At 60.3% G+C, this 25,652-nt stretch carries 25 protein-coding genes; 14 read left to right on the top strand and 11 right to left on the bottom strand.

Annotated features, from left to right (window positions below):
- Positions 1–63 precede the first annotated feature (63 nt).
- A complete protein-coding gene (gene hpt, locus RA19_RS08085; protein WP_039161367.1) occupies positions 64–609 on the top strand; it encodes a hypoxanthine phosphoribosyltransferase in 546 nt (181 codons plus the stop codon).
- A 66-nt stretch (positions 610–675) separates the two neighbouring features.
- On the opposite strand, the gene RA19_RS08080 is transcribed toward hpt, so the two are convergent.
- Entirely contained in the window at positions 676–1,839 is a 1,164-nt protein-coding gene (locus RA19_RS08080; protein WP_039161365.1) for an amidohydrolase, read from the bottom strand.
- A complete protein-coding gene (lipA, locus tag RA19_RS08075; RefSeq protein WP_039161681.1) occupies positions 1,836–2,789 on the bottom strand; it encodes a lipoyl synthase in 954 nt (317 codons plus the stop codon). Before lipA ends, RA19_RS08080 begins: the two co-directional genes overlap by 4 nt.
- 208 nt (positions 2,790–2,997) lie before the next feature.
- Here lipA and RA19_RS08070 point away from each other — a divergent pair, with 208 nt between their 5' ends.
- Positions 2,998–3,912, top strand: a complete 915-nt coding sequence (locus RA19_RS08070; protein WP_039161363.1) for a hypothetical protein — start codon at positions 2,998–3,000, stop codon at positions 3,910–3,912.
- A 51-nt stretch (positions 3,913–3,963) separates the two neighbouring features.
- Here the strand turns inward: RA19_RS08070 and RA19_RS25715 are convergent, their stop codons facing one another.
- The gene (locus RA19_RS25715; RefSeq protein ID WP_052261698.1) at positions 3,964–5,907 is read right to left on the bottom strand and encodes a calcium-binding protein; all 1,944 of its coding nucleotides are present in this window, start codon (positions 5,905–5,907) and stop codon (positions 3,964–3,966) included.
- Positions 5,908–6,242: 335 nt separating this feature from the next.
- Here RA19_RS25715 and RA19_RS08060 point away from each other — a divergent pair, with 335 nt between their 5' ends.
- The gene (locus tag RA19_RS08060) at positions 6,243–6,791 is read left to right on the top strand and encodes a peroxiredoxin (RefSeq protein ID WP_039161360.1); all 549 of its coding nucleotides are present in this window, start codon (positions 6,243–6,245) and stop codon (positions 6,789–6,791) included.
- A 69-nt stretch (positions 6,792–6,860) separates the two neighbouring features.
- Here RA19_RS08060 and RA19_RS08055 read toward each other — a convergent pair whose 3' ends face one another.
- Positions 6,861–7,925, bottom strand: a complete 1,065-nt coding sequence (locus RA19_RS08055; RefSeq protein WP_039161357.1) for a DUF6456 domain-containing protein — start codon at positions 7,923–7,925, stop codon at positions 6,861–6,863.
- A gap of 233 nt (positions 7,926–8,158) precedes the next feature.
- Between RA19_RS08055 and RA19_RS08050 the strand changes: the two genes are divergently transcribed.
- Complete coding sequence (locus tag RA19_RS08050; RefSeq protein ID WP_039161355.1) at positions 8,159–8,503, top strand: DUF6477 family protein; 345 nt, start codon at positions 8,159–8,161, stop codon at positions 8,501–8,503.
- Between the two features lie 30 nt (positions 8,504–8,533).
- Here the strand turns inward: RA19_RS08050 and RA19_RS08045 are convergent, their stop codons facing one another.
- On the bottom strand, positions 8,534–10,078 hold the full coding sequence (locus RA19_RS08045; RefSeq protein WP_039161352.1) for a trimethylamine methyltransferase family protein: 1,545 nt from the start codon (positions 10,076–10,078) through the stop codon (positions 8,534–8,536).
- 292 nt (positions 10,079–10,370) lie between these two features.
- Between RA19_RS08045 and guaA the strand changes: the two genes are divergently transcribed.
- From guaA to RA19_RS07995, 10 genes are all read left to right on the top strand, one after another.
- The gene (guaA, locus tag RA19_RS08040; protein WP_039161350.1) at positions 10,371–11,939 is read left to right on the top strand and encodes a glutamine-hydrolyzing GMP synthase; all 1,569 of its coding nucleotides are present in this window, start codon (positions 10,371–10,373) and stop codon (positions 11,937–11,939) included.
- A gap of 153 nt (positions 11,940–12,092) precedes the next feature.
- Positions 12,093–13,604, top strand: a complete 1,512-nt coding sequence (locus RA19_RS26505; RefSeq protein WP_039161347.1) for a hypothetical protein — start codon at positions 12,093–12,095, stop codon at positions 13,602–13,604.
- Positions 13,605–13,722: 118 nt separating this feature from the next.
- The gene (locus RA19_RS08030) at positions 13,723–14,607 is read left to right on the top strand and encodes a DMT family transporter (protein ID WP_039161345.1); all 885 of its coding nucleotides are present in this window, start codon (positions 13,723–13,725) and stop codon (positions 14,605–14,607) included.
- 105 nt (positions 14,608–14,712) lie between these two features.
- Positions 14,713–15,837, top strand: a complete 1,125-nt coding sequence (locus tag RA19_RS08025; RefSeq protein WP_039161343.1) for an OmpP1/FadL family transporter — start codon at positions 14,713–14,715, stop codon at positions 15,835–15,837.
- Between the two features lie 106 nt (positions 15,838–15,943).
- Positions 15,944–16,858 carry a DMT family transporter gene (locus RA19_RS08020; protein ID WP_039161340.1) on the top strand — a complete coding sequence of 305 codons (915 nt, stop codon included), beginning with the start codon at positions 15,944–15,946 and terminating at the stop codon, positions 16,856–16,858.
- Between the two features lie 57 nt (positions 16,859–16,915).
- Positions 16,916–17,779 (top strand): hypothetical protein, encoded by an 864-nt coding sequence (locus tag RA19_RS08015; RefSeq protein ID WP_039161338.1) that lies wholly within the window; start codon positions 16,916–16,918, stop codon positions 17,777–17,779.
- Positions 17,780–17,838: 59 nt separating this feature from the next.
- Positions 17,839–18,777: a homoserine O-acetyltransferase MetA gene (gene metA, locus RA19_RS08010; protein ID WP_039161336.1), complete on the top strand. Its 939-nt coding sequence runs from the start codon at positions 17,839–17,841 to the stop codon at positions 18,775–18,777.
- Positions 18,778–18,791: 14 nt separating this feature from the next.
- On the top strand, positions 18,792–19,745 hold the full coding sequence (locus RA19_RS08005; protein ID WP_152615717.1) for an alpha/beta fold hydrolase: 954 nt from the start codon (positions 18,792–18,794) through the stop codon (positions 19,743–19,745).
- A gap of 61 nt (positions 19,746–19,806) precedes the next feature.
- Positions 19,807–20,676: a polyphosphate kinase 2 gene (gene ppk2, locus RA19_RS08000; RefSeq protein ID WP_039161331.1), complete on the top strand. Its 870-nt coding sequence runs from the start codon at positions 19,807–19,809 to the stop codon at positions 20,674–20,676.
- A complete protein-coding gene (locus RA19_RS07995) occupies positions 20,669–21,286 on the top strand; it encodes a TetR/AcrR family transcriptional regulator (RefSeq protein ID WP_039161328.1) in 618 nt (205 codons plus the stop codon). The genes ppk2 and RA19_RS07995 overlap by 8 nt, the downstream gene beginning before the upstream one ends.
- On the opposite strand, the gene RA19_RS07990 is transcribed toward RA19_RS07995, so the two are convergent.
- The 6 genes from RA19_RS07990 to rplM all read right to left on the bottom strand — a co-directional run bounded on the left by RA19_RS07990 (position 21,283) and on the right by rplM (position 25,501).
- Positions 21,283–22,341 (bottom strand): adenylate/guanylate cyclase domain-containing protein, encoded by a 1,059-nt coding sequence (locus tag RA19_RS07990; RefSeq protein WP_039161326.1) that lies wholly within the window; start codon positions 22,339–22,341, stop codon positions 21,283–21,285. The genes RA19_RS07995 and RA19_RS07990 overlap by 4 nt on opposite strands.
- Positions 22,338–22,706 carry a group I truncated hemoglobin gene (locus RA19_RS07985; protein ID WP_039161324.1) on the bottom strand — a complete coding sequence of 123 codons (369 nt, stop codon included), beginning with the start codon at positions 22,704–22,706 and terminating at the stop codon, positions 22,338–22,340. The genes RA19_RS07990 and RA19_RS07985 overlap by 4 nt, the downstream gene beginning before the upstream one ends.
- 119 nt (positions 22,707–22,825) lie before the next feature.
- The gene (locus RA19_RS07980) at positions 22,826–23,437 is read right to left on the bottom strand and encodes a CatB-related O-acetyltransferase (protein WP_052261697.1); all 612 of its coding nucleotides are present in this window, start codon (positions 23,435–23,437) and stop codon (positions 22,826–22,828) included.
- A gap of 161 nt (positions 23,438–23,598) precedes the next feature.
- On the bottom strand, positions 23,599–24,375 hold the full coding sequence (locus tag RA19_RS07975; protein WP_206540265.1) for a class I SAM-dependent methyltransferase: 777 nt from the start codon (positions 24,373–24,375) through the stop codon (positions 23,599–23,601).
- Positions 24,376–24,551: 176 nt separating this feature from the next.
- Positions 24,552–25,037 carry a 30S ribosomal protein S9 gene (rpsI, locus tag RA19_RS07970; protein WP_039161321.1) on the bottom strand — a complete coding sequence of 162 codons (486 nt, stop codon included), beginning with the start codon at positions 25,035–25,037 and terminating at the stop codon, positions 24,552–24,554.
- A 5-nt stretch (positions 25,038–25,042) separates the two neighbouring features.
- A complete protein-coding gene (rplM, locus tag RA19_RS07965; protein ID WP_039161319.1) occupies positions 25,043–25,501 on the bottom strand; it encodes a 50S ribosomal protein L13 in 459 nt (152 codons plus the stop codon).
- Positions 25,502–25,652 lie beyond the last annotated feature (151 nt).

Raw genomic sequence — 25,652 nt, 5'->3', positions numbered from 1 at the left:
TTTTCTGCTACTATTGTGCAGCGTCATGTCCTATGTACGCGCGGGAAATTCAAGGGGGCAGCCATGTCACAGCGTCCATATGTCATTGATGTGATGATCTCAGCCAAAGCCATCGCGGCGCGGATCGAAGAGCTTTGCGGTGAAATCCACCGCGAGTTCGGTGATACCGACAAACTAGTGGTGGTCGGATTGCTACGCGGCAGCTTTGTCTTCATCGCAGATCTGGTGCGTGAATTGGACTTGCCGATTGAGGTCGACTTCCTGGAGGCGTCTTCTTACGGCGACGCGATGGAAAGCAGCCGGGAAGTGCGTATTCTCAAAGACTTGCGCGGCGCCATTGAAGGGCGCGACGTGCTGGTTGTTGAAGACATCGTCGACACCGGCCACACGCTGAACCATGTGGTGAACCTGCTGAAAAGCCGGGAACCTGCACGGCTGAAATCCATTGCGCTCTTGGACAAGCCATCACGGCGCGAGGTGGATTTCCGCGCCGACTGGATCGGATTTGAGATCCCGGACGAGTTTGTCGTCGGCTACGGCATCGACTTCGCGCAGCGCAATCGCAACCTGCCGCATATCGGAAAAGTGCGTTTCACCGACGAAGGCTGAACCGGCCTAAGACCCCGGGCGGCATAGATGCCCCAAAAGACCGGCAGATGCATCACCGGGCGGAACCTAGCGGTTGCCGCCCGTTTCTGTATTGAGCAGATGATCAATGACCCGGGCAAAGACCCCGGCCCCAACCGGGATGACCGCATTAGGGAAGTCGTAGTCCGGATTGTGCAGCTGCGGCTGATCCGTGCCGGAGCCCAGCCAGAACATCGCCGCCTTTGCGCCCTTACCGAACTGGCCGAAATCCTCGGACCAGCGCTGGGGCTTGTCTTGCATCTGAACCGCATGGCCTGCCGCTTCGCTGGCAGCGTTCAGGATTGCCACAGCCTCGGGGTGGTTGGTGCAGGCGTCAAAGACGTCGTCGAACTCAATGGAGGACGCCAGCCCCTCCGCTGCGCAGGCCTGTTTCACCAGCGCTGTAGCATCCGCAATCAGCTGGCCCATACGGGCGTCGGTAACTGTGCGCAGGGTGGCCCAGACCTCACCATAGCCGGGCGCGATACCAAAGGTTGCCTCACCCAGATGCGCATGGGTCAAAGTGACCAAAGCGAAATCAGGCCCCAGTTCGCCGCCGCTGGCCAAAGCTGTCAGCCCCGGCAGCAATTGCGCAATGGCACCGGCGGGCGATACCCCGTCCTGCGGTGCGGCGGCATGGGAGGTTTTGCCAGTGAGCTTGATCCGCATGCCCCGAGAGGCGCAATTAGCCGGGCCGGCGCAGAGAGCCACCTGCCCCACAGGCAGCCCCGGCAGATTGTGCAGCGAAAACGCGTAGTCCGGGGCGATCTGGCTGAACGCATGATCAGCAAGCACGGCAGGTGCGCCCTTGCCGGTTTCCTCAGCGGGCTGGAATAGCAGAACAACACGGCCCGAAGCCGGGCGGCGGGCCTGCAGATCCTCGGCCAAAGCCGCCACCATGGTCATGTGGCCGTCATGGCCGCAAAGATGGCCGCGGCCCGCGTGAGTGGAGCGGTAGGGCAGCTCCGACAATTCCTCGATCGGCAGGCCGTCCAGCTCGCAGCGGATCAGTACCGTCGGACCTTCAGCTGCACCGTTGAAAATGGCTGCGACGCCATGGCCGCCAAGACCGGTCAGCAGCTGATCCGGTTCATACAGGCGCAAGTAGTCCGCCACCATGGCGGCAGTCTTTTCCTCGGCACCGGAAACCTCGGGGATCTGATGCAGGGCGTGGCGCAGCCGTGTAAGCCGCGCCAGTCGCTCAGGCGTCATGCCAGGCCCAGCTTCTTGTTGCGCGCTTTGCGCAGTTGCGCGAAGTCGTCGCCGGCATGGTACGACGACCGTGTCAGCGGTGTCGCCGAGACCATGAGGAAGCCCTTGCCATAGGCGGCTTTCTCGTAAGTTTTGAACTCTTCGGGCGTCACAAACCGGTCTACCGCGTGGTGCTTGGGCGTCGGCTGCAGGTACTGGCCGATGGTCAGGAAGTCGACGTCAGCGGCGCGCATGTCGTCCATCACCTGCTTCACCGCCTGCGCGTCTTCGCCCAGGCCGACCATGATGCCGGATTTGGTAAACATCGACGGATCCAGCTCCTTGACCCGCTGCAGCAGACGCAGGGAATGGAAGTAGCGCGCTCCAGCGCGGACTTCCGGGTAAAGGCCAGGGACGGTTTCCAGATTGTGGTTGAACACATCCGGGCGTGCCTCAACCACGGTTTCCAGCACCGACGGGTCGCATTTCAGAAAGTCCGGTGTGAGGATCTCAATGGTGGTGCCCGGCGAGCGGTGGCGCACAGCGCGGATGGTCTGGGCAAAATGCTCAGCGCCGCCGTCTTCGATGTCATCACGGTCCACCGAGGTGATCACCACGTGGTTCAGCCCCAGCTTCTGCACCGCGTCTGCCACCCGGCCGGGTTCGAACACATCCAGCGCCTCGGGCGGCTTGCCGGTGGCGATATTACAGAAGGAACAGGCGCGGGTGCAGACCTCGCCCATGATCATCATGGTGGCGTGGCCCTGGCTCCAGCATTCACCAACGTTGGGGCAGCCTGCCTCCTCGCAGACGGTGGTCAGCTTGTGCTCGCGCATGATCTTGTGCGTGTCCGCATACCCCTGCCCGCCCGGCGCCTTGACCCGGATCCAGCTTGGCTTTTTCGGCTGAGCGTTGTCGGGACGGTGCGCCTTTTCCGGGTGGCGCTGCTCGGGGATTTTCAGGTCTCGCACGTGGTTTTTCCCTTCCGGCATCTCACTTGGCCAAGGTGTAACATAGGTTCCGGGCGTTGACACCCGGCTATCGGCAACCCTGCCTTGCTTCCTCGGCATAGCTTATACAGCGCATTTCTGCCGTTTTCCTTTGCCAAAATGCCGCTTCGGAACACATAGTTTACCTGTGCAAAGCGAATGCGCCGTTAACACGTTCAGGGAGGGACCCATGGCCAAAGAGCTGGAGAAGTTCAAAGCGGAACACAAGAAACTGGCTGCAGGCACCAAGAAATTCACCACTGCCGAAGGGGACAAGCTGAAGAAACGTGTTGGTATTTCGCTGGGAAACGCCTGGGAGGGCGAGGATTACTTCCGCGAAAGCCTGGCCAAGGCGCGCAAGGACGGAGTCGAGTCCAAGAAGATGGCCGACTTGCAGAAGAACAAGCACGTCAAGGACGGCCTGACCACCTGGAACAAGGCAGTGGACATTCACCAGGAGGAACTCAATGCGATGCTTGGCTTCTGCAAGGAGGCGCAGGCGCACCTGACCAAGATCCAGAAACTGATTGGCGACATCGAGAAGGATTTGAAGAAACGCTCTAAGTCTTCGGCTTCGAAAAAGGATATCGAAGCGCTGCGCGATACTCTGGCCAAGGAAGCGGCCGAAGTGAAGAAAGCGGCTCTGTACGAGGGCAAGCTGAACGCGGCGCAGAAGTTCTATGCCGCGAACTTCCAGAAGACAGTCACTAAGATCGTCAAAGAAAGCGGCGACAGCCACGACAAGAAGCTGGATGCAACCGAGTTGCCGCAGCTCTTGGTGGACCGGAACCTGAAGAAATACACCACCCGGGTGGGCGCTCTGGTGAAGGCGATCAACGGCCATTGCGTGGCGGCGATTGAAAAGGCCGGCGAAGATCTGAAGGCAGCCGCCCCGGATCTGAAAGCCGCAGCGGCGAAGTTCAAGGATCTGAAGAAGATCAATGACCAGTATCAGACCGCCAAGAAGAAATTCCCGGGCGCCATCAATGACTCCAAGGACAAGAAAAAGCTGCTGGCGACCCTGAAACGGTTCAACGACCTCACCGCGGCGTCGGAACGCAAACTGCGCGGCACCACGGTGACGATCAAGAAAGCAGCTGTCTGAAGCTCCGGGGGGCGGCCAGGCTGGCGCTCGCCCCCGGCTGCAGGCGAATGCCTAGAAAAACGTGATGTCGGAGGCCGTCAGCCCGGCGGCGCCGAGCAGGATCAGGCTGCCGTCCACGCCAAAGTCCAGCAGCAGATCATCGCCCGCTGCCTCAGAATGATCGGCCAGCACCTGCGTCTTGGTGATGCTGCCGCTCCAGATGTCTCTGTCCAGCCGCAGCTTGTCCAGGCCGGTCTTGAAGTCGGCAATGGTATCGTTGCCTCCGCCAGCGGAAAAGACAAAGGTATCTGCAAAGGATCCGCCGCGCAGCAGGTCGTCGCCTGCGCCGCCGTCCAGCGTATCGAGGCCATGATCGCCGAGCAGTTCGTCATTGCCCGCGCCGCCAAGCAAGCTGTCGGAGGAAGAACCGCCGTCCAGGAAATCATTGCCGCGGCCGCCCGCCAAAGTGTCCTGTCCGCTTCCGCCCAGCAGCTCATCGCTGCCGCGCCCGCCTTCAAGGCTGTCCCGGCCCTGCCCCCCTGACAGTTCATCGGCGCCTAAACCGCCGCGAAGCACGTCATTGCCGTCTTCGCCTGCCAGCACATCATTCCCGGCGTTGCCAGAGAGCGTGTCGTCGCCTGAGCTCCCTTCCAGCTCATCACTGCCGCGCCCGCCTTCCAGCTGGTCATTTTCCGTTCCGCCCCGGAGAGTGTCATCGCCGCTGCCGCCAATCAGCTGATCCGCGCCGCTGCCGCCGGACAGGAAATCATTTCCTGAGTTGCCATCCAGAAAATCATTGCCGCTGTCTCCGTAAACGGAATCATCACCGGACCTGCCAGTCAGATAGTCCCCCCCGTCACGTCCCACGATCGAGTCATTGCCGCGGTTTCCAAAAATGATGTCTGAATCTTCGCCGCCATCCAGCGTGTCATCCCCCCGGCCGCCGAACAGCCGGTCTGCCCCGCTGCCGCCCTTCAGGTAATCGGCCTCCTCACCGCCCATAATTGTATCGTCGCCGGCGCCGCCGTTTACTGTTCCCTTTACAATGCCGCCTGCGCCGAGAAAGGTGTCGTTACCTTCGCTCAGGTTGACATCTCCGTCGATCAGCCCCGTATTTCGAAACGTGTCGTTGTCGTATGACGCAAGAACATCACCGATCAGGGAACCAGAGTTGCGGATCGACAAGCTCACCGTCTGGCTGTGAGAGCGGCTGCTGGCATCGGAGGCATTCCAGGCGAACAAGGAGTATTCGCCGCCGGTCACGGTGCCGGTGTTCACGAACTCAGATGAATTATACAAAGAATCTCCGTACAAGCGGAAATTGACCCCGTATTTGCCGCCCTCCACCCTACCGGAGTTAGAGATGGTCAACCCATCACCTGCAACATCAATGCCGGAAGTTTCCGCTTGGATCTGACCTGCGTTCACGATGCTGATATAGGTATTACCACTGCTGCGGATACCAGCGTAATCACCAAGCAGGAAGCCGTAGTTTTCAACACCGATGGAATCTGCAGACAGCCCGACTGCCGTGAAACTGGAGAGGATTTCCCCGCGGTTGACAATCTGGCTGTTTCCATTGGCCTCAAGCCCGAGGTAGTCTCCGGAAATCCGTCCTGAATTAAAAAAATCAGTATAGGTTGCGTTTAAAACAACACCGGTTCTGCCCGCATAGATCCCGCCTTCATTGACGAACATGGATGAAGACCCATTAAAATTGACTCCGTCCAGCTTGGCCCGGACGCTGCCGGACTCTGAAAGCCGGAAATGAATACCTAGGGATGTGTCCGGATTCAGCCCCGACCCAGGCGCGACATTGATCCCTGTGTCTCCATTGGTTATCAGATCGCCTTCGATCAGCACCGAGAAATTCGAATTACCGCCGATCAATGTCAGCACAGACTGTTTGTTGCTGACGGTCCAGTAAGTTTCGCGTCCTACCAGAACGATATCATCGTCGGAAGGAGTATAGCTGATCCCCGTATTTGCGGTGGCGCTGGTCACAATAAATGGCATCTTTTATCCCTTTAATCTCCAGCCGCGCGAGAGATTGCAGCGGGCTGGTGCAATGCTGAAAGATCCGGGACCCAACCCGGCAGGCAGGCCACGGGGAAATCCGCACCCGGGCAGCACGGTATTCTAAGTGCTCGCAAACACCCGCCAAAGGGGAAAACTCATGACGCTGCGGCAGAAGCCTTGCCGCAAATCCCCAGCCGGACGGCGCAACTTAGCGGCCATCAGGTGCAGAACCGGACCCGGCGGTAATTTTCATCACGAAATTGTTGAAGCCCACTTAGAATCATTTTAAGTCTGCGCGCCGAACGAACTTCCACCTTCAGGAGCATCCCGAAATGAAAGCTGGCGTTAAGCTGCCCGACGTGACCTTCCGCACCCGCGTCCGTGACGAGTCGATCGAAGGCCCGAACCCCTTCCGCTGGGAAGACAAGACCACCGCAGATTACTTTGCAGGCAAGCGCGTTGTGCTGTTCTCGCTGCCGGGCGCTTTCACCCCGACCTGCTCCACCTACCAGCTGCCGGGCTATGAAAAAGGCTTTGGCGACTTCCAGGCCGAAGGCATCGACGCGATCTACTGCATGTCGGTGAACGACAGCTTCGTGATGAACGCCTGGGCGCGCGACCAGAAGCTGGAAAACGTGGCCGTGATCCCGGACGGTTCCGGCGAATTCACCCGCAAGATGGGCATGCTGGTCGCCAAGGACAACCTGGGCTTCGGCAACCGTTCCTGGCGCTATGCAGCCATCATCAACGACGGTGTTGTTGAAGCATGGTTCGAAGAGCCGGGCCTGTCCGACAACCACGGTGAAGACCCCTATGGCGTGTCCTCTCCGGAGACCGTTCTGAACCACCTGAAAGAAGCCAAGGCTGCTGTGCCCGCATAAGGCACCGCCCTCGACGGCATTTTCACGGGCCCGCCGATTGCGGGCCCGTTTTTGTTCCTCCTGCCAGGATCAGCCGATCAGCTCAGCCTCCCCTGCACTGCACTCTCCGTAATGCTCTGCCAGGTGCTGCAGGGCGATCCGCAGAACGACTTTGCCCGAGCGAGCCGGCCAGCCGAGCTTGCGCTCGGCCGTCTCCAGCCCCTCCAGATGGCAGCAGCAGCGCAGCGCTATGTCGCTGAGCCCTGCCCCAAGCGTTCTGAGCGCCTCGGTCATCCGATTTTGCGCCGCTTTTCCCGCCTCGTGGCTGTTGCTGCGCAGGGCATGGCTGCCCTCGGCAAAGTAAGCTTCCTCCTGAACCAAATGGCTGCTGATCTGCGCCAGTTCGAAATCCTCGCGCAGGCGCTTGCCGGCAGCGATCATGGCCGGCGTAAGAAAAGGATTGCCATCCTTGTCTGACAGCCGCGCCAGTACCTCCAGCGGGGTCTCGGCAGTGCCATAGCGCGGCTTGCGGCCATAGGCCGGTTTGGCCTCGGCGGCGCCAAAAGGGGCCTGTGCTTCGGCAAAGCCGCCCTCCAGCCGGGCCCGGGCGCGGTTTTCCTGGTCGGCGATGATGCGGTTCAGGGCGCTGCGCCCGGCAGAGGTGATGGCGTAGCGGCTGATCCGGCCCTGGCGGGCACAGGCGATCCAGCCAGACAGCGCTAGGGCCCCGGCCAGCGGCCGCGACACCGCCACCTTCTGACGGTCGGCCTCCTGGCCTTCGCGCACCACCACTGCCATTTCCATGTCCCGGGCCGCGGCCAGAACCGCACCGCCGCGGCTGAGCAGCGTCAGGACGCTGGCAGCTTCGCGCTCGAACCCCGCAGACAGACCGCGCTTGACAGCGCCGCCCGGCCCCGCGCCATCAGGGCCCGCAGCAGCCCGGTAGGTTCCTGCTAGATATGTCAGCACCTCGTCGATCAGCGGATCATCCCGCAGAGTTTCAACCCGCCGAACCTGGCGGAGGATGGTGGAAGGGTGGCACTTAGCCTTGCGGGCAAGCTGCCGGATCGGGCGGCCACCCTCGGTGTGCTGAAGATAGCGGCAAGTTTCAGGCGGCACCCAGCCCGGCAAGGGCGAGAGCGGTATGTTTTGCATGTTTTTGACCCCGGTCGTCAGTCGGTCCCACCCCGCTGCAGCGCTCACTCCCCCGGTTGATCTCTTTGCGGCCACCCGACTGTTTTTGAACAGAACATCAGATCAGGCACCATTGTTTCCCGAAAATAAATAATCATCACAAAACACACCGTTCGCCGTTTGCGCCCCATCCGCAACACCACAATAGGTTGTGTTATAGCAGAGCCCCCATAGAGATAGGAAAGGAGAGGACGATGCAGGATGTATTCACCCGGCTTACGGCACTCCGGCGCCCGCGGATCCTGGCCCGCGCGGCCCGTCTGGGGGCGCAGAACTATTGCCGCCAGCGGGATCTGCGCCGGGTTCTGGGCTTTGGCGCGCTGCCCCGGCCGGGGGCGGCAGCGATGCGGCTGCTGGAAATCGAGAGCGCCCTCAATGAGGCACGCAAGACCGGCGAGGCAGGCTATTCGCTGATCCGCCATGTGGATGTGCTGATCGCCCTGGCCGGCGAGGCGGACTATCTGCGCGGCTCCATCCCCAGGCCAAACACAAAAACGGCGGCCCCTGCGGACCGCCGTTCTGCTCCAGCCGGGGCATGACCCCGCGCCGGTGAACCTATTCCCTTGCGTTTACATGAACGCGTCGGGCATCGAGGCTTTCTTTTCGGCCACGTATTCGTCCAGCGCCATCTTGATGTTCGGGTCCAGCGCCGGCTGTTCATAGGTCGCCAGCAGCTGCTCGACCCGGTTGGTCGCCAGAGCGTAGGTGTCGCGCGCACCTTCTTCTTCCCACTGCTCGAACGGCTTGTAGTCGAGCAGGTCGGACTTCCAGAAGGCGGATTTGAAGTTGGCCTGGGTGTGGGCACAGCCCAGGTAATGGCCGCCGGGTCCGACTTCACGGATGGCTTCCATCGCCTGGCCGTTCTCGTCGACCGAGACGCCTTTGGCGAGGCCATGCAGCGCACCCAACTGGTCGGCGTCCATCACGAACTTCTCGAAGTCCGCAACAAGGCCGCCCTCAAGCCAGCCGCAGGAGTGCAGCATGAAGTTCACGCCGGACATCAGGCCCATGTTGAGCGAGTTGGCGGTTTCATAGGCCGCCTGCGCGTCGGGCAGCTTGGAGCCGCAGAAGGAGCCTGCCGAACGGAACGGAACGCCGAGGCGGCGCGCCAGCTGGCCTGCACCGTAGGTGACCAGCGAGGCCTCCGGGGTGCCGAAGGTCGGCGCGCCGGAGTTCATGTCGATCGAGGACACGAAGGCGCCGAAGATCGCTGGCGCGCCGGGGCGGACCAGCTGGTTGTAGGCGATCCCGGCCAGAACCTCGGCCAGAACCTGCGTCAGAGTGCCCGCGACCGACACCGGCGCCATGGCGCCGCCGACGATGAACGGCGAGATGATGCAGGCCTGGTTGTTCTTGGCATAGACTTCCAGCGAGCCCATCATCACATCGTCGAAAGTCATCGGCGAGTTGATGTTGGTCAGCGAGGTCATCACGGTGTTGTTCTGCACGAACTCCTTGCCGAACAGGATGCCGGCCATGTCGACCGAGTCCTGGGCGCGGCTGGGTTCGGTGACCGAGCCCATGAACGGCTTGTCGCTGAGGGTCATGTGCGCCATCAGCATGTCCAGGTGGCGCTTGTTCACCGGGATGTCAGTGGGTTCGCAAACGGTGCCGCCCGAGTGGTGCAGCCACTTGGACATATAGGCCAGTTTCACGAACTTGTTGAAGTCGTCCATGGTCGCATAGCGGCGGCCGCCGTTGGCGTCGCGCACGAACGGAGGGCCATAGACCGGTGCCAGCACCAGGTTGCGGCCCCCGATGACCACCGATTTCTCGGGGTTGCGGGCATGCTGGGTGAACTCGGCCGGCGCGGTCGAGCACAGCTTGCGGGCCAGGCCGCGGGGGATTCGCACGCGCTCGCCCTGGACGTCGGCACCCGCTTCACGCCAGCGCTCCAGCGCCGCCGGGTTGTCCACGAAGTTGACGCCGACCTCTTCCAGGATCGTGTCCGCGTTGTATTCGATGATCTCGAGCGCTTCCTCATTCAGAATTTCGAAGTTCGGAATGTTGCGCTGGATGTACTTCGCGGTCTCGATCTTGACGCTGGTGCGTTCAGCGCGGCGGGCGGCGCCGCCGCCACCCCGTGCGCGACGGCGCGGTGCTGCTTCGGTCATTCTTGTTTCCTCACCAAGGGCAATTCATGGCATGAGTTTCTATCGCCCTCCTGCCCAAACGCGCCGCAGGATTACGGCCATTCAAGTTAAAAAGCGACATTCACGGTGCAATTTCCCCCGCCGGCGCAGTTGCATGAAAGAAAAGAGGATTTCTAAACACTAATGTACAGTTCTGAATGCGGCACGGCTGCCGCTTCTGGACAGCGCAGCGCCCCGCAAATTCCGGCGGCCGGCACCGCCAACCGCCCCAAGACCCCTTGCGAAATCAGCCGGGCTGCCCTATGGCGCGTGCATGACAGACACATCTCATGACCGCCTCCTCATCATCGACTTTGGCAGCCAGGTCACGCAGCTGATTGCGCGCCGCCTGCGCGAGCTGAACGTCTATTGCGAAATCCACCCCTATCAGAATGTCACCATGGACTTTGTGCGCAAAATGGCGCCCAAGGCAGTGATCTTTTCGGGCGGGCCGGACAGCGTGACCCGCGAAGGCTCCCCGCGTGCACCGCAGGAGATCTTTGATCTCGGCGTTCCGATCCTGGGCATTTGCTACGGCCAGCAGGTGATGATGCATCAGCTTGGCGGCAAGGTGGAAACCGGCCACGGCACCGCCGAATTCGGCCGCGCTTATGTGACCCCTACCGTTGACCGGCTGGAGCTGCTGGACGGCTGGTTCGCGGATGACGCCGACCGCGAGCAGGTCTGGATGTCGCATGGCGATCACGTCAGCGAAATCGCTCCGGGCTTCGAGGTCTATGGCACCTCCCCCAACGCGCCTTTTGCCATCACCGCCGATGTGTCGCGCAACTTCTATGCGGTGCAGTTCCACCCGGAAGTGCACCACACCCCGAATGGCGCCAAGCTCTATGAGAACTTCGTCAAACTGGCAGGGTTCGCAGGCGACTGGACCATGGGCGCCTACCGCGAGCAGATGATTGAAAAGATCCGCGAGCAGGTTGGCGACAAGAAAGTGATCTGCGGCCTGTCCGGCGGTGTGGATTCCTCCGTGGCGGCGATCCTGATCCACGAGGCGATCGGCGACCAACTGACCTGCGTATTTGTGGACCATGGCCTCTTGCGCAAGAACGAAGCGGAAGAAGTCGTCTCGATGTTCCGCGACAACTACAACATCCAGCTGATCCACGCAGATGAAAGCGATCTGTTTCTGGGTGAGCTGGACGGCCAGTCCGACCCGGAAACCAAGCGCAAGATCATCGGCAAGCTGTTCATTGACGTGTTCCAGAAACACGCTGACACCATCGACGGCGCCGAGTTCCTGGCGCAGGGCACGCTCTACCCCGACGTGATCGAATCCGTGTCCTTCTCGGGCGGCCCCTCGGTCACCATCAAGTCGCATCACAACGTGGGCGGCCTGCCGGAAAAGATGGGCCTGAAACTTGTCGAGCCGCTGCGCGAGCTGTTCAAAGACGAAGTCCGCGCCCTGGGCCGCGAACTCGGCCTGCCGCAAAGCTTTATCGGCCGCCACCCCTTCCCGGGACCGGGCCTGGCGATCCGCTGCCCCGGCGAGATCACCCGCGAAAAGCTGGAGATCCTGCGCGAAGCGGATGCGATTTATATCGACCAGATCCGCAAGCACGGCCTGTATGATGACATCTGGCAGGCCTTCGTGGCGATCCTCCCGGTCCGCACCGTTGGCGTGATGGGCGACGGCCGCACCTATGACTACGCCTGTGCGCTGCGCGCGGTGACCTCAGTCGACGGCATGACCGCGGATTACTACCCGTTCAGCCATGAGTTCCTGGGCGAGACGGCCACCCGGATCATCAATGAGGTCAAAGGCATCAACCGCTGCACCTATGACATCACCTCGAAGCCTCCGGGAACCATCGAGTGGGAATGATCTGAAACACCCCAAGCCCCGGCCTCAGCAGCCGGGGCTTTCTTTTACCCGGCACTTTTCAATAAAAAATCCAACGTTTTTTCTGGCAAATTAACCAATCCCTCAGAGATTTTTGAAATCTTTCATCCAACTAAGCTGGTATTGGAGAATCCAATGATCATTTGCCATCCTCTGAAACTCATCTTCATCAAGACCAAGAAGGTTGGCGGCACGTCATTCGAGATCGCCCTGTCCAGCTTCTGCGATGATACCAGCGTTATCACTCCGATCTCTCCCGAAGATGAAGAGATCCGAGCCTCTCTGGGCTACCCCGGAGCACAGAATTATCAGCAGCAATCTTGGCCGGATGGGTCGCAAAGCAATGAGACCTTCTTCAACCATATTCCCTTGGCTCAAGCCAAAGACCAAATCCCGCCGGAGATTTGGAACAGCTACACCAAGGTGACAATCTGGCGGGACCCCTACGACTACATGATCTCACGCTACTACTTTGCCAAGATGGATCGCGTGGGGCTTCCGTTCGGGGACTTTGTTCAGATATATCGAAACTTGCTCAGCGAAAACCGCCGGATCGCGCCGCTGGAAGGTCCCGACTCCCCGGATGTCTTCTTGCGCTACGAGCATTTGGAGGAAGACATTGCCAAACTTGGGGTCGAAGGCCTTTGGGAGCGGTTTTCCAGCCTGAAATCCAAAGGCAATTTCCGTCCAAAGACCGGTACTGATCCTGAAACACTCTACAAACTGCACCTCAACGCCGCAGACATCGTGGAAGAGCAATGCGCCGCAGAAATCCGGAAGTTCGGATACCAGCGCCCTGTCTCTCCGCTGGTACCTGCCCCGGCTTCTGATGCGCAGACCAGCGCCGCTGACTTTATCTTTACTCTGTCAGCCGGCAGGACCGGCACGGCCTGGCTGGCGCAGTTCCTGGGCGACAATCTGCAGATCAATTCCATCCACGAACCTCTTGGCCTGGATCATTTTGGCAAGGCTATGCCGGAAATCCGTCACATGCGGACTTTCAACACCTGGGGCATGGACGGCGTGGTATGGGATTTCTGGCAGAAGAAGTTTGCAAGCCTGCAGGCGCCTTACGCGGAATCCAATCATACGCTCGGCAAATGCGGGCTGATCGAGGCCCTGGCCGAAAACAGCATCTGCAAGCGAAGCACTGTCATCATCCTGCGCCGGGACCTGGCAAAGCAGTGCGCCAGCTATGTCGGGCGCAATGACTTCCAGAAAATTTCGATCGTCTGGCAATGGTATCTGGATGCGTCTTACTCCAATCGAATTGTCAACCCGGAGGAGTTCGTCAAACTGGGACAGATCGGCTGGTCGATCTGGTACGCCCTAGAGATGGAAGCCCGCTATGCCTACTACAAGATGCGGTACGGCGACCGTGTCAATTTCGTGGAGGCCAAGCTGGAAGAAATCACTAAACCGGAGGGGGCAGCGAAACTGCTTGCGTCCCTGGGCCATCATGGACAACCGATCCTGCCGGAAAAGAAAAACCATACCAAGATCAAGACTGAGGAAACTGAAGCGCTGGTCAGTGAAATCCAGACATTCCTGAACCGTCTGGACTTTGATCCGGTCCGCCTTGCCCAGTCCTATCTTCGCAATATGCGCTCGCTGTCTGCACCTTCTCATCCGAAGATTGCAGCCTGAAGCAAAGGGCGGCGCAATCCGGTTCCGGCGCCGCAAAGAAGGCAGCCCAGGCTGCTTTTCCTTGACCACGGCATAAGATTGTCCCTCTGTTCCCTTCAGGCAAGGAGCGGAGGCCGCCATGGAACATAGCGAAGCGCGTGCCGGGCTGGCGGCCCTTTGGATGACGGGTGCCATTGTCTCGTTTTCGGCAATGGCAATTGCCGGCCGTGAAGCCGGGCTGACACTGGATACCTTTGAAATTATGGCTTACCGCAGCCTGGTGGGGCTGCTCATCGTTCTGGCGCTGCTGACTGCAACCGGGCGCTGGCACCAGGTCTACCGCAGCCGGCTGCAGGTGCATCTGCTGCGCAACCTGTTTCACTTCACCGGCCAGAACCTTTGGTTCCTGGCGGTGACTCTGGCCCCGCTGGCACAGGTTTTTGCGCTTGAGTTCACCTCGCCCCTGTGGGTGATCATCCTGTCTCCGTTTCTGCTTGGCGAAACGTTCACCCGCCGCAAGATGCTGGCGGCCGGGCTTGGCTTTGCGGGCATCCTGATTGTCGCCCGTCCGAGCCCAGACACCTTGTCTCCCGGTCTTTATGCCGCTGCCAGTTGTGCGATCTTCTTTGCCCTCACGGCTATCCTGACCAAGCGCCTGACCCGGCACGAGGAGATTGGCTCGATCCTGTTCTGGCTCACCGCCATGCAATTGGCGATGGGGCTGATCGCCGCCGGATGGGACGGGGACATGGCCCTGCCCGATGCCCGCACCCTGCCCTGGCTTGTTCTGATCGGCATTGCCGGCCTGACCGCGCATTTCTGCCTGACCACCGCCTTGTCGCTAGCCCCTGCAAGCGTCGTTGTGCCGGTCGATTTCGCCCGTCTGCCGGCCATTGCGATCCTTGGAATGCTGATTTACGGCGAAGCGCTGGATGTCTGGGTGCTGAGCGGTGCTGCAATCATTTGCATTGCTAATTATCTCAATATAGTTGCAAGAAAACCGGCGAAAACTGCTCAGAATTGACCGATTCTGACTGGTTTCCGTTTCGTTAAGATTGATTTGCCGGAAATTCGCCGGTTACGGTCTCAGGACAAAAAGCCGGAAAGGCTTTCGTACAGGGAGGAACAGATGAAGAAGATCCACGCAGCGCCCCTGGCGCTTGCGCTGCTGCCCGGTGTCGCCGCGGCGGGTGGCGTCGACCGCTCCGGCCAGCCGCTGGCGCCGTTGTTTGAAGAAGGCACTTACCTGGAGTTTTCCATTGGCCATGTGCGCCCGGACCTGTCGGGCACGGCCGGCGGCGTCAGCTCCGGCGATATGGCGGGCAACTATTCCCAGTTCGGCGCGGCCTATAAGCGGGATATCAACGACCGCTGGAGCTTTGCGCTGATTTTCGACCAGCCCTTTGGCGCCGACGTGAATTACCCGGGTGACACAGGTTATGTCTTTGCCGGCGCAACAGCTGACTTGGAAGCCAACGCCATTTCCGGTGTTTTTCGCTACAAGTTCAACCAGAACTTCAGCATGCATGGCGGCATCCGTCTGCAAACGATGCAGGCAGATGTCTCAATACCTGTTGTAGCAGGCTATACCGCAGGCGGAAGCCGCGACACCGGTGTCGGTTTTCTGATCGGTGCCGCTTATGAAATTCCCGATATCGCTCTCCGAATTGCGCTGACCTACTACTCGAAAGTCGACCATGATCTGGACACCAATGAAACGTTCACGGTTGGCCTGCCATTTTCTGTGGACTCGAGCACAAGCATTGACACACCGCAAGCTGTGAACCTGGACTTTCAGACAGGCATCGCGAAGGACACACTTTTGTTTGGCGGCGTGCGCTGGGTGGACTGGTCGGAATTCAACATCTCACCGCTGAGCTACACTTCAGCCACTCCGGATGCCACACCTCTGTTTGCTGGAGACCCCTTGGTTGGCCGTCCCTTGGTTTCATTTGCGGATGACCGCTTTACCTACACGCTTGGCGTGGGCCGAAAATTCAATGAAAACTGGGCGGGATCTGTTGCCGTCAGCTACGAGGAGACACTTGGAGGCTTTCAATCAAACCTTAGCCCCAAGGATGGCCGTCTTGGCCTGTCAATCGGCGCCAAATACACGGAAGGCAATATGTCCATTTCCGGCGGTGTGAACGTGACCCGGGTGGGCAGCGCCCAGACACGCACTTTGGCCGGAGACTCGAGGTTTGGTAACAACGACTCGGTCGGTTTCGGCTTGAAACTTGCCTTCCGCTACTGAAACCCTGCCCCTAAAGCAGCTTCAGACCCCGCCCCTTCCGGGCGGGGTTTCCTTTTGCCGCAAGAAACGGGTCGCTTGACTGCGGGGACCGCGCTAGCTGATCCCCATGAGCCCGCAAAAGACCATATCCCCCCGTGCCTGGGCCGAGCTGATCCTGCTCGGCGTGATCTGGGGCGGATCGTTCCTGTCGATCCGCATCGCCCTGGATGAAATCCCCGTTGCCACCCTGGTGCTGCACCGCTGCGGCTGGGCGGCGCTGTTCCTGTGGGCAGTTGTCTGGATGATGCGGTTGCCGGTGCCCAAGAGCCTTCGCACCTGGGGCGCGTTTCTGGTGATGGGACTGCTGAACAACGTGATCCCGTTCGGGCTGATGGCCTGGGGGCAGCTTCATATCGAGACCGGGCTAACGTCGATCCTGAATGCCACCACCGCCATCTTCGGTGTCATCGTTGCCGCTCTGTTTTTTGCCGACGAGCGGCTGACGGCGCGCAGGACCCTGGGAGTTGGCTTGGGCTTTCTGGGCGTCGCCACCGCCATCGGGCTGGAACAATTCGCCAATTTCAACGTCCGCAGCGGCGCCCAGCTGGCGGTTCTCGCAGGCACGGTGTCTTATGCCTTTGCCAGCGCCTGGGCGCGGCTGAGGCTGTCGGGCTTAGCGCCGCAAGTGGCGGCGGCAGGGATGCTAACGGGCTCGACTGTGTGTTTGCTGCCGGCCGCGCTGCTGATCGACGGACCGGTTTCCTTTGCCTTGGAAACCGGCACCTGGGTCTCCATTGCTTATTTCTCGCTCATTGCCACGGCTGGCGCCTACCTGCTCTATTACCGTGTGCTGGCACAGGCAGGCAGCGGCAACCTGATGCTGGTCACGCTGATCATCCCGCCGGTCGCCATCGTGCTGGGCGCCTGGGTGTTGGGGGAAGAGCTGAAACCGCAGGCCTATGCCGGTTTTGCCCTGCTGGCGACCGGGCTGGTGATCCTCAATGGCAAGCCCCTGTTGCGGCGCAAGCGCGCACGGAATTGACCAAGCCCGCGCAGGCGATTAGCAAGGCGTGAAACCTTCAGGGACTTGAAATCGCCGATGCTTTACTCTTCTGCACAGGACTGGCGCGATGCGCCCAATAAACGGGTGCTGTTCTTTGGCATGTCCGGGCTTGGCAAAACCTATGTCAGCAACATCCTGCGCGGCGCGGGAAGCTGGTTCCACTACTCGATCGATTACCGCATCGGCACCCGCTACATGGGCGAATACATCGCCGACAATGCCAAGGCCGAGGCGATGAAAGTGCCGTTCCTGCGCGAGCTTCTGCTGTCGGATTCGATCTACATCGGCTCCAACATCACCTTTGAAAACCTGACACCGGTCGCCTCCTACCTGGGCAAGCCGGGCGACGAGGCCAAGGGCGGGCTGCCGATTACGGAATACAAGCACCGCCAGGAGCAGTTCCGGATCGCCGAGATCCGCGCGCTTCTGGACACCGAGTATTTCGAGGGCCGCGCCCAGCAGCTTTATGGCTATCCGAATTTCATCTGCGACACCGGCGGGTCGATCTGCGAATGGGTCGATGCAAACGATCCCAACGACCAGATCCTGACCGAGCTCAGCAAGCACACGCTGATGGTCTGGATCAAGGGCAGCGACGCCCATACTGAAGAGCTGGTGCGCCGGTTCGACCGCGCCCCCAAGCCGATGTCCTATCAGCCCGAGTTCCTGGACCGGGTCTGGCAAGAGTATCTTCAGGAAAACGGGGTATCCGAGGGGGATGTCGACCCTGATGCCTTTATCCGCTGGACCTATGCCCAGGCGCTGGCGCACCGCCAGCCGCGCTATCAGGCGATGGCGGACAATTGGGGCGTCACCGTCACCGCCGACCAGATCCATGCCGTCAAGGATGAGGCCGGTTTCGTAGATTTGATCGCAACAGCCCTTGAGGCCCGCGGCTAACCGGCTTATCTGACAGCCTCCGCTATATCGTACACACTTCCGCAAATCAGGATACTGACATGCCCATCAAGATCCCCGCAGACCTGCCCGCCTATGACGTTCTGAAGAACGAAGGCGTGATGGTCATGTCGCCGGATCAGGCGGCACGTCAGGATATCCGGCCGATCCGCATCGGGTTGCTCAATCTGATGCCCAAGAAGATCCAGACGGAGAACCAGTTTGCCCGGCTGATCGGCGCAACGCCGCTGCAGATCGACCTGAACCTGATCCGGATGAGCGAGCACCGCACCAAGAACACTGCGGCCGCGCATATGGCCGAGTTCTACCGCCCCTTCCAGGAGGTGAAGCATGAGAAGTTCGACGGGCTGATCATCACCGGCGCGCCGATCGAGCATCTTGAGTTTGACGATGTGACCTATTGGGAGGAACTGCGCGAGGTGATGGACTGGACCCAGACCAACGTGCATTCCACCTTTGGCGTCTGCTGGGGCGGTATGGCGATGATCAACCATTTCCATGGCGTCAAGAAACACATGCTGGACCATAAGGCGTTCGGCTGTTTCCGGCATCAGAACCTGGCGCCTGCGTCACCGTATCTGCGCGGATTCTCGGATGATTTCGTGATCCCGGTCAGCCGCTGGACTGAAATGAAACAGGATGAGATTGACGCAGCATCCGGGCTGACGACGCTGCTGGGCAGCGACGAGGTCGGCCCCTGTCTGGTTGAAGATCCGGCGCACCGCGCGCTCTATATCTTCAACCACTTCGAGTATGACAACGATACGCTGAAGCAGGAATACGACCGCGACGTGGCCAATGGCACCCCGATCAACGTGCCGGGCAACTACTACCCGGACGACGATCCCAGCCGCCAGCCGCTGAACCGCTGGCGCAGCCATGCGCATCTTCTGTACACCAACTGGATCAGCGAGATCTATGAAACCACGCCGTATGACATCAGCCGGATCGGCGTCGAAATGACGGACCTGCGCGCCTGAAGAAGGCCGTGGCGATAAGCACTTCCCTGCTCGTGCTGGCCGCTCTGGCCTGGGGCGGCACCCTTTGGAAGGCATCTGTCAACGAGGCCCGGGCCGAGGCCGCCTATCCGCCGCAAGGCAGGTTCCTTCAGGTAGGCGGCCACCAGGTCCATGCGGTCGAGATGGGCCAGCCGCAGGGCAGCGCGCCGGATCTGGTGCTGATCCACGGCTCCAGCGGCAATACCCGCGACATGACTTTCCGGCTGGCGCCTGCGCTGGCCGGGGACTACCGCATTCTGATCTTTGACCGCCCCGGCCTCGGCTATTCCAGCCGTCTCAATGGCAACGGTGCCAGCATCCGGCAGCAGGCGGATGTGCTGCGGCAGGCCGCCGCGCAGATGGGCGCGGAGAAACCTATCGTTCTGGGGCAAAGCTATGGCGGTGCGGTGGCGCTGGCCTGGGCCACCGGCCACCCCGAAGCGCTTTCGGCGCTGGTGACAGTTGGCGGCGTCTCGCACCCCTGGGACACGCCGCTGGACATGTATTACCGGGTGACCTCCTCGCGCCTCGGCAGCGCGCTTGCGGTCCCGGCCCTCACCGCCTTTGTGCCCCGCTCCACGGTGATGGAAACGCTGGACGCCGTCTTTGCACCGCAGACAGTGCCCGAGGGATATGCCGAGCATTTCGGCATCGGCCTGACACTGCGGCGCGGCTCGCTGCGGGCCAACGCCTTGCAGCGGGCCAATCTGCTGGAAGAAGTGGACGCGCAAGCACCGCTCTATCCGCAGATCGCCGTGCCTGTCGAAATCATCCATGGCACCGCGGATGATACCGTCAGCCCGGAGGTGCACGCCCGGCAGCTTGCCCGCGATGTGCCCGGGGCCGGCCTCACGCTGCTGGAGGGCATCGGCCATATGCCGCATCACGTGGCAACTGATGCAGTCGCAGCCGCTGTGCACCGTGCCGCCGCCCGTGCAAATTTGCGTTAAGGTGATTCACATTCCATACTCCTTACCCATATAAGGGATTGAGGACAGAAGGGTTTTGCACATGACGCTGCCATTTGACGGGGCCATCAGTCGGTTTTTCGAAACCGGCGCACCGGAGAAAATCCGTGAGGCCATCACAGGCGCGGACAAGGACGAAATCCTTTCACCCAGCTATCCGCACCGGGAACGGATGGCGCGCAAGAAATACGAAAAAGAGCTGGAGGCGCTGCAGGTCGAACTGGTCAAGCTGCAGGCCTGGGTCAAGAACAGCGGAGCCCGCATTGCCATCGTTTTCGAAGGCCGCGATGCAGCCGGCAAAGGCGGCACCATCAAACGGTTCCGCGAGAATCTGAACCCGCGCGGCGCCCGGGTGGTTGCATTGTCAAAACCGACCGAAGCCGAGCAGAGCCAATGGTATTTCCAGCGCTATATCCAGCATCTGCCCGCAGGCGGCGAAATCGTGTTCTTCGACCGCAGCTGGTACAACCGCGGTGTGGTCGAAAAAGTGTTCGGTTTCTGCACCGATGAGCAGCGGGAGCGGTTCTTCCACCAGGTCACCGGGTTTGAGCAGGCGCTGGTGGAGGACGGTGTGCAGCTGTTCAAGTTCTGGCTGAACGTCGGCCGGGCCGAGCAGCTGCGGCGGTTCCTGGCCCGCGAATCCGATCCGCTGAAGCAGTGGAAGCTGAGCAGCATTGACGTAAAGGGGCTGGAGAAATGGGACGCCTATTCCGCCGCCATTTCCGAAACGCTGGACCGCAGCCATTCGCCTGAGGCCCCCTGGACCGTAGTGCGCTCGGATGACAAAAGGCGGGCGCGGCTGATGGCCATCCGCACGGTGCTGAGTGCCGTGGAGTATGAAAACAAGGATCCCAAGGCGATCGGCGCCCTGGATCCGGAAATTTGCGGAGGCCCGGACATCTGGGATGCCTAAACGCGGTTATCATCACGGCAATCTGCGCCAGGCGCTGGTCGAGGCCGCCCTGCAGCTGATCGAAGCCAAGGGGCCGACCGGCTTTACCCTGTCGGAGGCCGCCAAGACGGCGGGCGTCACCCCGGCGGCGGTCTACCGCCATTTCGAAGGCCGCGAGGATCTGATCGCCGAGGCCTCGCGCCAAGGCTATGTGATGTTTGCCGACCTGATGCAGCACGCCTATGATAAATACCAGCCCTCGGCGCTGGCGGCGTTTGAGGCGACGGGGCGGGCCTATCTGGCCTTTGCCCGCAAGCATCCCGGCCATTACATCGCCATGTTCGAGAGCGGCATCTCTGTGAACCGCACGCCGGAGCTGGCCGATGCCGCCGCCCGCGCCCGGGCGATCCTGGAACGTGCTGCAGCGGACCTCAGCCAGCATATCCCCGAGGATAAACGGCCGCCGGCCTCGATGTTCTCGGCCCATGTGCTGGCGATGAGCCACGGTGTGGTGGAGCTGTATGCGCGCAATTCCCCCGGCGCCGCCTCGCCCTTCCCGCCTGAGGACCTTTTGGAAAGCGGCATCGGGATTTACTTGCGCGGGCTGGGGCTGATCGCTCCTGATAGCTAGAACCGTGTTGCCGGTTGCGGCGTGCTAAGCTCGTCACCGACATTGACCAGATGCACCTCGCCAATACCTTTAATGTCCTCGGGGCCGATATCTGTGACGCGGAACTCTTCTGACAAAGCGTCTTTCATCTCTTCGGGTGCCACGATTTTCATCGGGTTAGCAAAGACTTGCAGCCGTGACGCCAGATTCACTGCCGGGCCGAAAACGTCATAGACGTACTTCTGAATGCCCACCACCGAGCCCACAGCGGAGCCGGTGCCCAGACCGATCCGGGCCTCCCATTTGTGCTGGTGGCTCTGGTTGCGCCGGTCCAGATAGCGCAGGAAGCGGGTGGCGCAATGAGCCACCGCGGTAGCGTGATCCGGCGCCGCCTCGGGCATGCCGGAGACCGCCAGATAAGCATCGCCGATGGTCTTGATCCGCTCGCAGCCGTATTGCTCGACGATGCGGTCGAAGGCGGTGAAGATGTCGTTCAGCTCCCCCAAGGTCACTGTCGGGTCGGTGCGGGAGGCAAAATCGGTGAAATTCACGAAGTCCAGCATCACCACCGAGACCTTGGGATAAAGCTGCGGGGTGACCACGCCGAAGGTTTTGAACTCCTCATAGACCGTGCGCGGCATCAGGTTGAGCAGCAGCCGCTCCACCCGCTCCTTTTCCCGCTCAAGCTCACGGGTGTTGCGCTCGACCATGGCGGAGTAGCTGTCAATCATGCTTTCCAGCTCGCGGATGCGGGTGATGTTCTGGCATTCCACCACTAGAAGCGCCTCGTCCCTGTGGCTGGCTTGCGAGATGTTGATGGCAAAAACCAGGGTGCGGCGCTTGCGCTTGATCTTCAGCTCCGCGGAATAGCGCAAGCCCTCCTCGCACAGCGGGCCCAGGTCTTCTGCGCTCAGCCCCTCAATCGCATCGGTCAGGGCTGCATCCGAGCCAGGCGTGCCAAACCATTCAGCAAAGGGCTGGTTGTGAAAGACAAACCCCAGGTCCGAGGCGCGCACCACCGCAACCCCGACGCCAATCGCGCGCAGCAGCTGCTCGTTGATGGCAGCAATGCTCATGCCGCGTCCCGGGTGACGATGATGTTGCGCTTGGTTTCGATGGCGCCCAGCGTGGTGCGGATGTCGGGCTCGGACAGCCCGTGCTGCTCCAGCGCCAGCTTCAGCAGCGCCCCCATCTCATCGAAATCCTCATGGGTGATGCCAAGCGCCCGGTGCACTGCCTCCAGCCTCTCGTCGCTGAACGAAGCCGGCCCGCCCAGAAGCGAGGAAATGAACTTGGTCTGATGGTCGATCAGCCGGGGCATGTCGACATCGGCGAAGTAATCGCCGATCTGATCGGAATCGAGGGCCATCTCGTAAAAGGTCATCACGACGCGGCTGATGGCGCTGAACCCGCCGTATTTTTCATAAATGGTTTGCGGCATGGCGGCATTCCTTGGTCAGGAAGCAATGCCGCCCATGTTACGCTAATTTTGCTGAAAAGTTAACGGGGCCGCCGAACAGGCGCCGGCACCGCCCCTATCCGGGCACCGCCCTCGCCGGTTCAGGCTGCGTTTTCGCCTGAAAATGTGACAAGATCATTGACAATGCTTTGCAGGCCTTCGATCAGCTCCACCGTCGGCTGGGTGGTCAGCAGCGGCGCCATTTCCTGGATCAGCTGCAGCGGAAGGTTCCACCATTGCAGCTCCAGCAGCTTTTCGCAGACACTGTCGTCAAACCGCTTGCGCACCAGCTGTGCCGGGTTTCCAGCCCAGACCTCATAAGCGCCCACATCGCCGGCCACGGTGGCATTGGGGCTGATGACCGCACCATCGCCAATGGTCACCCCGTTCAGCAGGGTCACATTGGCACCGATCCAGACATCGTTGCCGATGACTACATCTCCGCCGCTCTGGCGCGGAATATGCACCCCAGCGTCGCCCAAATGCTCCGGGAAGATCTCGCCGAACGGAAAGGCCGTCATCCGGTCCAGCGCCGGCGAGGTATCCAGCAGCACCCGGACGCCACTGGCGATGGAGCAGAAGGATCCTATGGTGACATTCGCGCCGCCGCCCTGCTCCAAGATCTCCATTTCCTCATAACCATGAGTAAAACGGCCGATCTCCAGCTGCCCGTTCCCAATCGGGGCTTTCTTGGTATTCTCTGGTGTGGCCATTCTCTGTCCTGTCTTCGCTGACTGATCACTCAAATTCTCAAGCAAAATAGCAAAACTTTCTAAAAGAACTCTGAAAGGTTGCAGAAAACTCGCGGCAATCGGGAAAACGCTTAATCCCGTCCGCCTGCAGGCAAGCGTCCTCCCAATTCAGAACCATCGGGTCACCCCTTTACGGCTACGACTTCCATGCAAAGACGGTATCTTTCGCTGAGACCGAAACGAACGGGCTTCATTCCCACCTCCTCCAGCAACCTGTAGAGAGTGCTTCGTGAGAAATTATGGAAATGCTCCAGCTCGCTCCAGTAGGGATTCTGTTTGGTGCCGGTTGCATAGTCCCACGCAAAACTCTCCGAATTGGGCATCGAAATCAGCATCGGCGAGCCTGTCTCCAGAAAACCGGCCGCAGCACGCAGAAACGGTTTCGGGTGCGGGACGTGTTCAAGCACGTCCATGACACTGACGACAGAGCATTTTCTTCCCAGGTTCAACTGTTGGATGTCTTCGCAGTAGGCTTCCACTCCAATCTGCTGGAGGGCCATCACGTTGTCGCGGCGCAAGTCAACCCCAATTGGCTCAAAGCCGAACTCGCGGGCCGTGAACAGAAGAGAAGCATTGCCGAACCCGATGTCCAGCCAAGGGCCGCTGTTTGCATAGGGTAGGATCTTCTCAATCATCTTTGCCGAAAGGGCGCGCTTCTCCTCTATTTTGTAACCGACACTGCGGCTCTCGGGTGTCTTCGAGAACAGAACTTCAAACGCAGCATCCGTGAAATAGCCACTGGTGAAAACATGCATGCAGGCCTTGCATTTTTTCCAGATGATTTCAGGCCTGAACTGCGGAGAGTAGCATTGATGCTGGGAGCAATCCGCTCGGTAAATCTCGGTAAATTCAACACCTTCACACAATGGGCAATTGGAATAATCTTCGCGGTCCTGCATCTTGCGCACTCCTGGAAAACTTTGTTTCAGCGGCCACAATACCGCCTCAGGCCAACCTCTCCGGGTCGCTTTAAAATGCGATTAAATGTGCCGCAACTTTCCCGCAAAACGATAGCATTCTGCACAAAAAAAGGCCCGCTCCAGGCGGGCCTTTCCAAATAGCTTTTTGTTCCGGCTTAACGCTTCGAGAACTGGAACGAACGGCGGGCTTTGCGCTTACCGTATTTCTTACGTTCCACCACGCGGCTGTCGCGGGTCAGGAAGCCGGCAGCTTTCAGTGCGCCGCGCAGGGACGGATCGTACAGCTGCAGCGCCTTGGAGATGCCATGCTTGACCGCACCGGCCTGACCGGACAGGCCGCCGCCTTTGACGGTGGCGTAGACGTCGAACTGGTCTTCAACGCCGGCAACCTGGAACGGCTGGCGCAGGATCATCTGCAGCACCGGGCGGGCGAAGTACTTGTTGATTTCCTTGCCGTTCACCTCGACCTTGCCGGAGCCCGGCTTGATCCAGACGCGGGCAACAGCGTCTTTACGCTTGCCGGTGGCGTAGGAGCGGCCCAGTTCGTCACGAACCGGCTCACGCGCGATGGTTTCTTCGGCCACTGCTTCCACACCGGTTGCAGCTGCGAGCTCTTCAAGAGTGTTGATCTGATCAGCCATCGGTATCAGCTCCGGGTGTTTTTCTTGTTCATGGACTTGACGTCCAGAACTTCAGGGGCCTGGGCTTCATGCGGGTGCTCGGCACCGGCGTAAACGCGCAGGTTGGTCATCTGCTGACGCGACAGGCGGTTGCCCGGCAGCATGCGCTTGACGGCCTGGGTCACGACGCGCTCCGGGTGTGCACCTTCCAGGATCTCCTGCTTGGTGCGTGACTTGATGCCGCCCGGGTGGCCGGTGTGCCAGTAGAATTTCTCATCACGCTTCTTGCCGGTCATCTGGACCTTGTCAGCGTTGATGATGATAACGTTGTCGCCCATGTCCATATGCGGAGTGAAGGACGCTTTGTGCTTGCCACGCAGGCGCATGGCGACGATCGAGGCAAGACGGCCCAGAACAACGCCCTCGGCGTCGATCAGGATCCACTTCTTCTCGATGTCTGCCGGAGTAGCAGAGAAGGTTTTCATGGCAGGTCAATCCTGTTTGTCGTGAAGGCAGAATCCCTGACGGGACGCGCCTGAATGCGATGGAGGGGGTTTACGGGGATCGCAGAGACACGTCAACAGGGCGAAACAAGATAAAGAACTGAAATTTCAATCACTTAAAAAATAGGTATTA

It is taken from the genome of Leisingera sp. ANG-M1 (genome assembly GCF_000813745.1).
Lineage (GTDB): Bacteria > Pseudomonadota > Alphaproteobacteria > Rhodobacterales > Rhodobacteraceae > Leisingera.
This window is presented reverse-complemented; position numbering and strand designations above follow the sequence as displayed.

What these genes read in the sequence shown, in the direction of transcription:
- hpt (WP_039161367.1), top strand. Translation starts at nt 64, where the DNA reads ATGTCACAGCGTCCATATGTCATTGATGTGATGATCTCAGCCAAAGCC.
- RA19_RS08080 (WP_039161365.1), bottom strand. Translation starts at nt 1,839, where the DNA reads ATGACGCCTGAGCGACTGGCGCGGCTTACACGGCTGCGCCACGCCCTG.
- RA19_RS08070 (WP_039161363.1), top strand. Translation starts at nt 2,998, where the DNA reads ATGGCCAAAGAGCTGGAGAAGTTCAAAGCGGAACACAAGAAACTGGCT.
- RA19_RS25715 (WP_052261698.1), bottom strand. Translation starts at nt 5,907, where the DNA reads ATGCCATTTATTGTGACCAGCGCCACCGCAAATACGGGGATCAGCTAT.
- RA19_RS08060 (WP_039161360.1), top strand. Translation starts at nt 6,243, where the DNA reads ATGAAAGCTGGCGTTAAGCTGCCCGACGTGACCTTCCGCACCCGCGTC.
- RA19_RS08055 (WP_039161357.1), bottom strand. Translation starts at nt 7,925, where the DNA reads ATGCAAAACATACCGCTCTCGCCCTTGCCGGGCTGGGTGCCGCCTGAA.
- RA19_RS08050 (WP_039161355.1), top strand. Translation starts at nt 8,159, where the DNA reads ATGCAGGATGTATTCACCCGGCTTACGGCACTCCGGCGCCCGCGGATC.
- RA19_RS08045 (WP_039161352.1), bottom strand. Translation starts at nt 10,078, where the DNA reads ATGACCGAAGCAGCACCGCGCCGTCGCGCACGGGGTGGCGGCGGCGCC.
- guaA (WP_039161350.1), top strand. Translation starts at nt 10,371, where the DNA reads ATGACAGACACATCTCATGACCGCCTCCTCATCATCGACTTTGGCAGC.
- RA19_RS26505 (WP_039161347.1), top strand. Translation starts at nt 12,093, where the DNA reads ATGATCATTTGCCATCCTCTGAAACTCATCTTCATCAAGACCAAGAAG.
- RA19_RS08030 (WP_039161345.1), top strand. Translation starts at nt 13,723, where the DNA reads ATGGAACATAGCGAAGCGCGTGCCGGGCTGGCGGCCCTTTGGATGACG.
- RA19_RS08025 (WP_039161343.1), top strand. Translation starts at nt 14,713, where the DNA reads ATGAAGAAGATCCACGCAGCGCCCCTGGCGCTTGCGCTGCTGCCCGGT.
- RA19_RS08020 (WP_039161340.1), top strand. Translation starts at nt 15,944, where the DNA reads ATGAGCCCGCAAAAGACCATATCCCCCCGTGCCTGGGCCGAGCTGATC.
- RA19_RS08015 (WP_039161338.1), top strand. Translation starts at nt 16,916, where the DNA reads ATGCTTTACTCTTCTGCACAGGACTGGCGCGATGCGCCCAATAAACGG.
- metA (WP_039161336.1), top strand. Translation starts at nt 17,839, where the DNA reads ATGCCCATCAAGATCCCCGCAGACCTGCCCGCCTATGACGTTCTGAAG.
- ppk2 (WP_039161331.1), top strand. Translation starts at nt 19,807, where the DNA reads ATGACGCTGCCATTTGACGGGGCCATCAGTCGGTTTTTCGAAACCGGC.
- RA19_RS07995 (WP_039161328.1), top strand. Translation starts at nt 20,669, where the DNA reads ATGCCTAAACGCGGTTATCATCACGGCAATCTGCGCCAGGCGCTGGTC.
- RA19_RS07990 (WP_039161326.1), bottom strand. Translation starts at nt 22,341, where the DNA reads ATGAGCATTGCTGCCATCAACGAGCAGCTGCTGCGCGCGATTGGCGTC.
- RA19_RS07985 (WP_039161324.1), bottom strand. Translation starts at nt 22,706, where the DNA reads ATGCCGCAAACCATTTATGAAAAATACGGCGGGTTCAGCGCCATCAGC.
- RA19_RS07980 (WP_052261697.1), bottom strand. Translation starts at nt 23,437, where the DNA reads ATGGCCACACCAGAGAATACCAAGAAAGCCCCGATTGGGAACGGGCAG.
- RA19_RS07975 (WP_206540265.1), bottom strand. Translation starts at nt 24,375, where the DNA reads ATGCAGGACCGCGAAGATTATTCCAATTGCCCATTGTGTGAAGGTGTT.
- rpsI (WP_039161321.1), bottom strand. Translation starts at nt 25,037, where the DNA reads ATGGCTGATCAGATCAACACTCTTGAAGAGCTCGCAGCTGCAACCGGT.
- rplM (WP_039161319.1), bottom strand. Translation starts at nt 25,501, where the DNA reads ATGAAAACCTTCTCTGCTACTCCGGCAGACATCGAGAAGAAGTGGATC.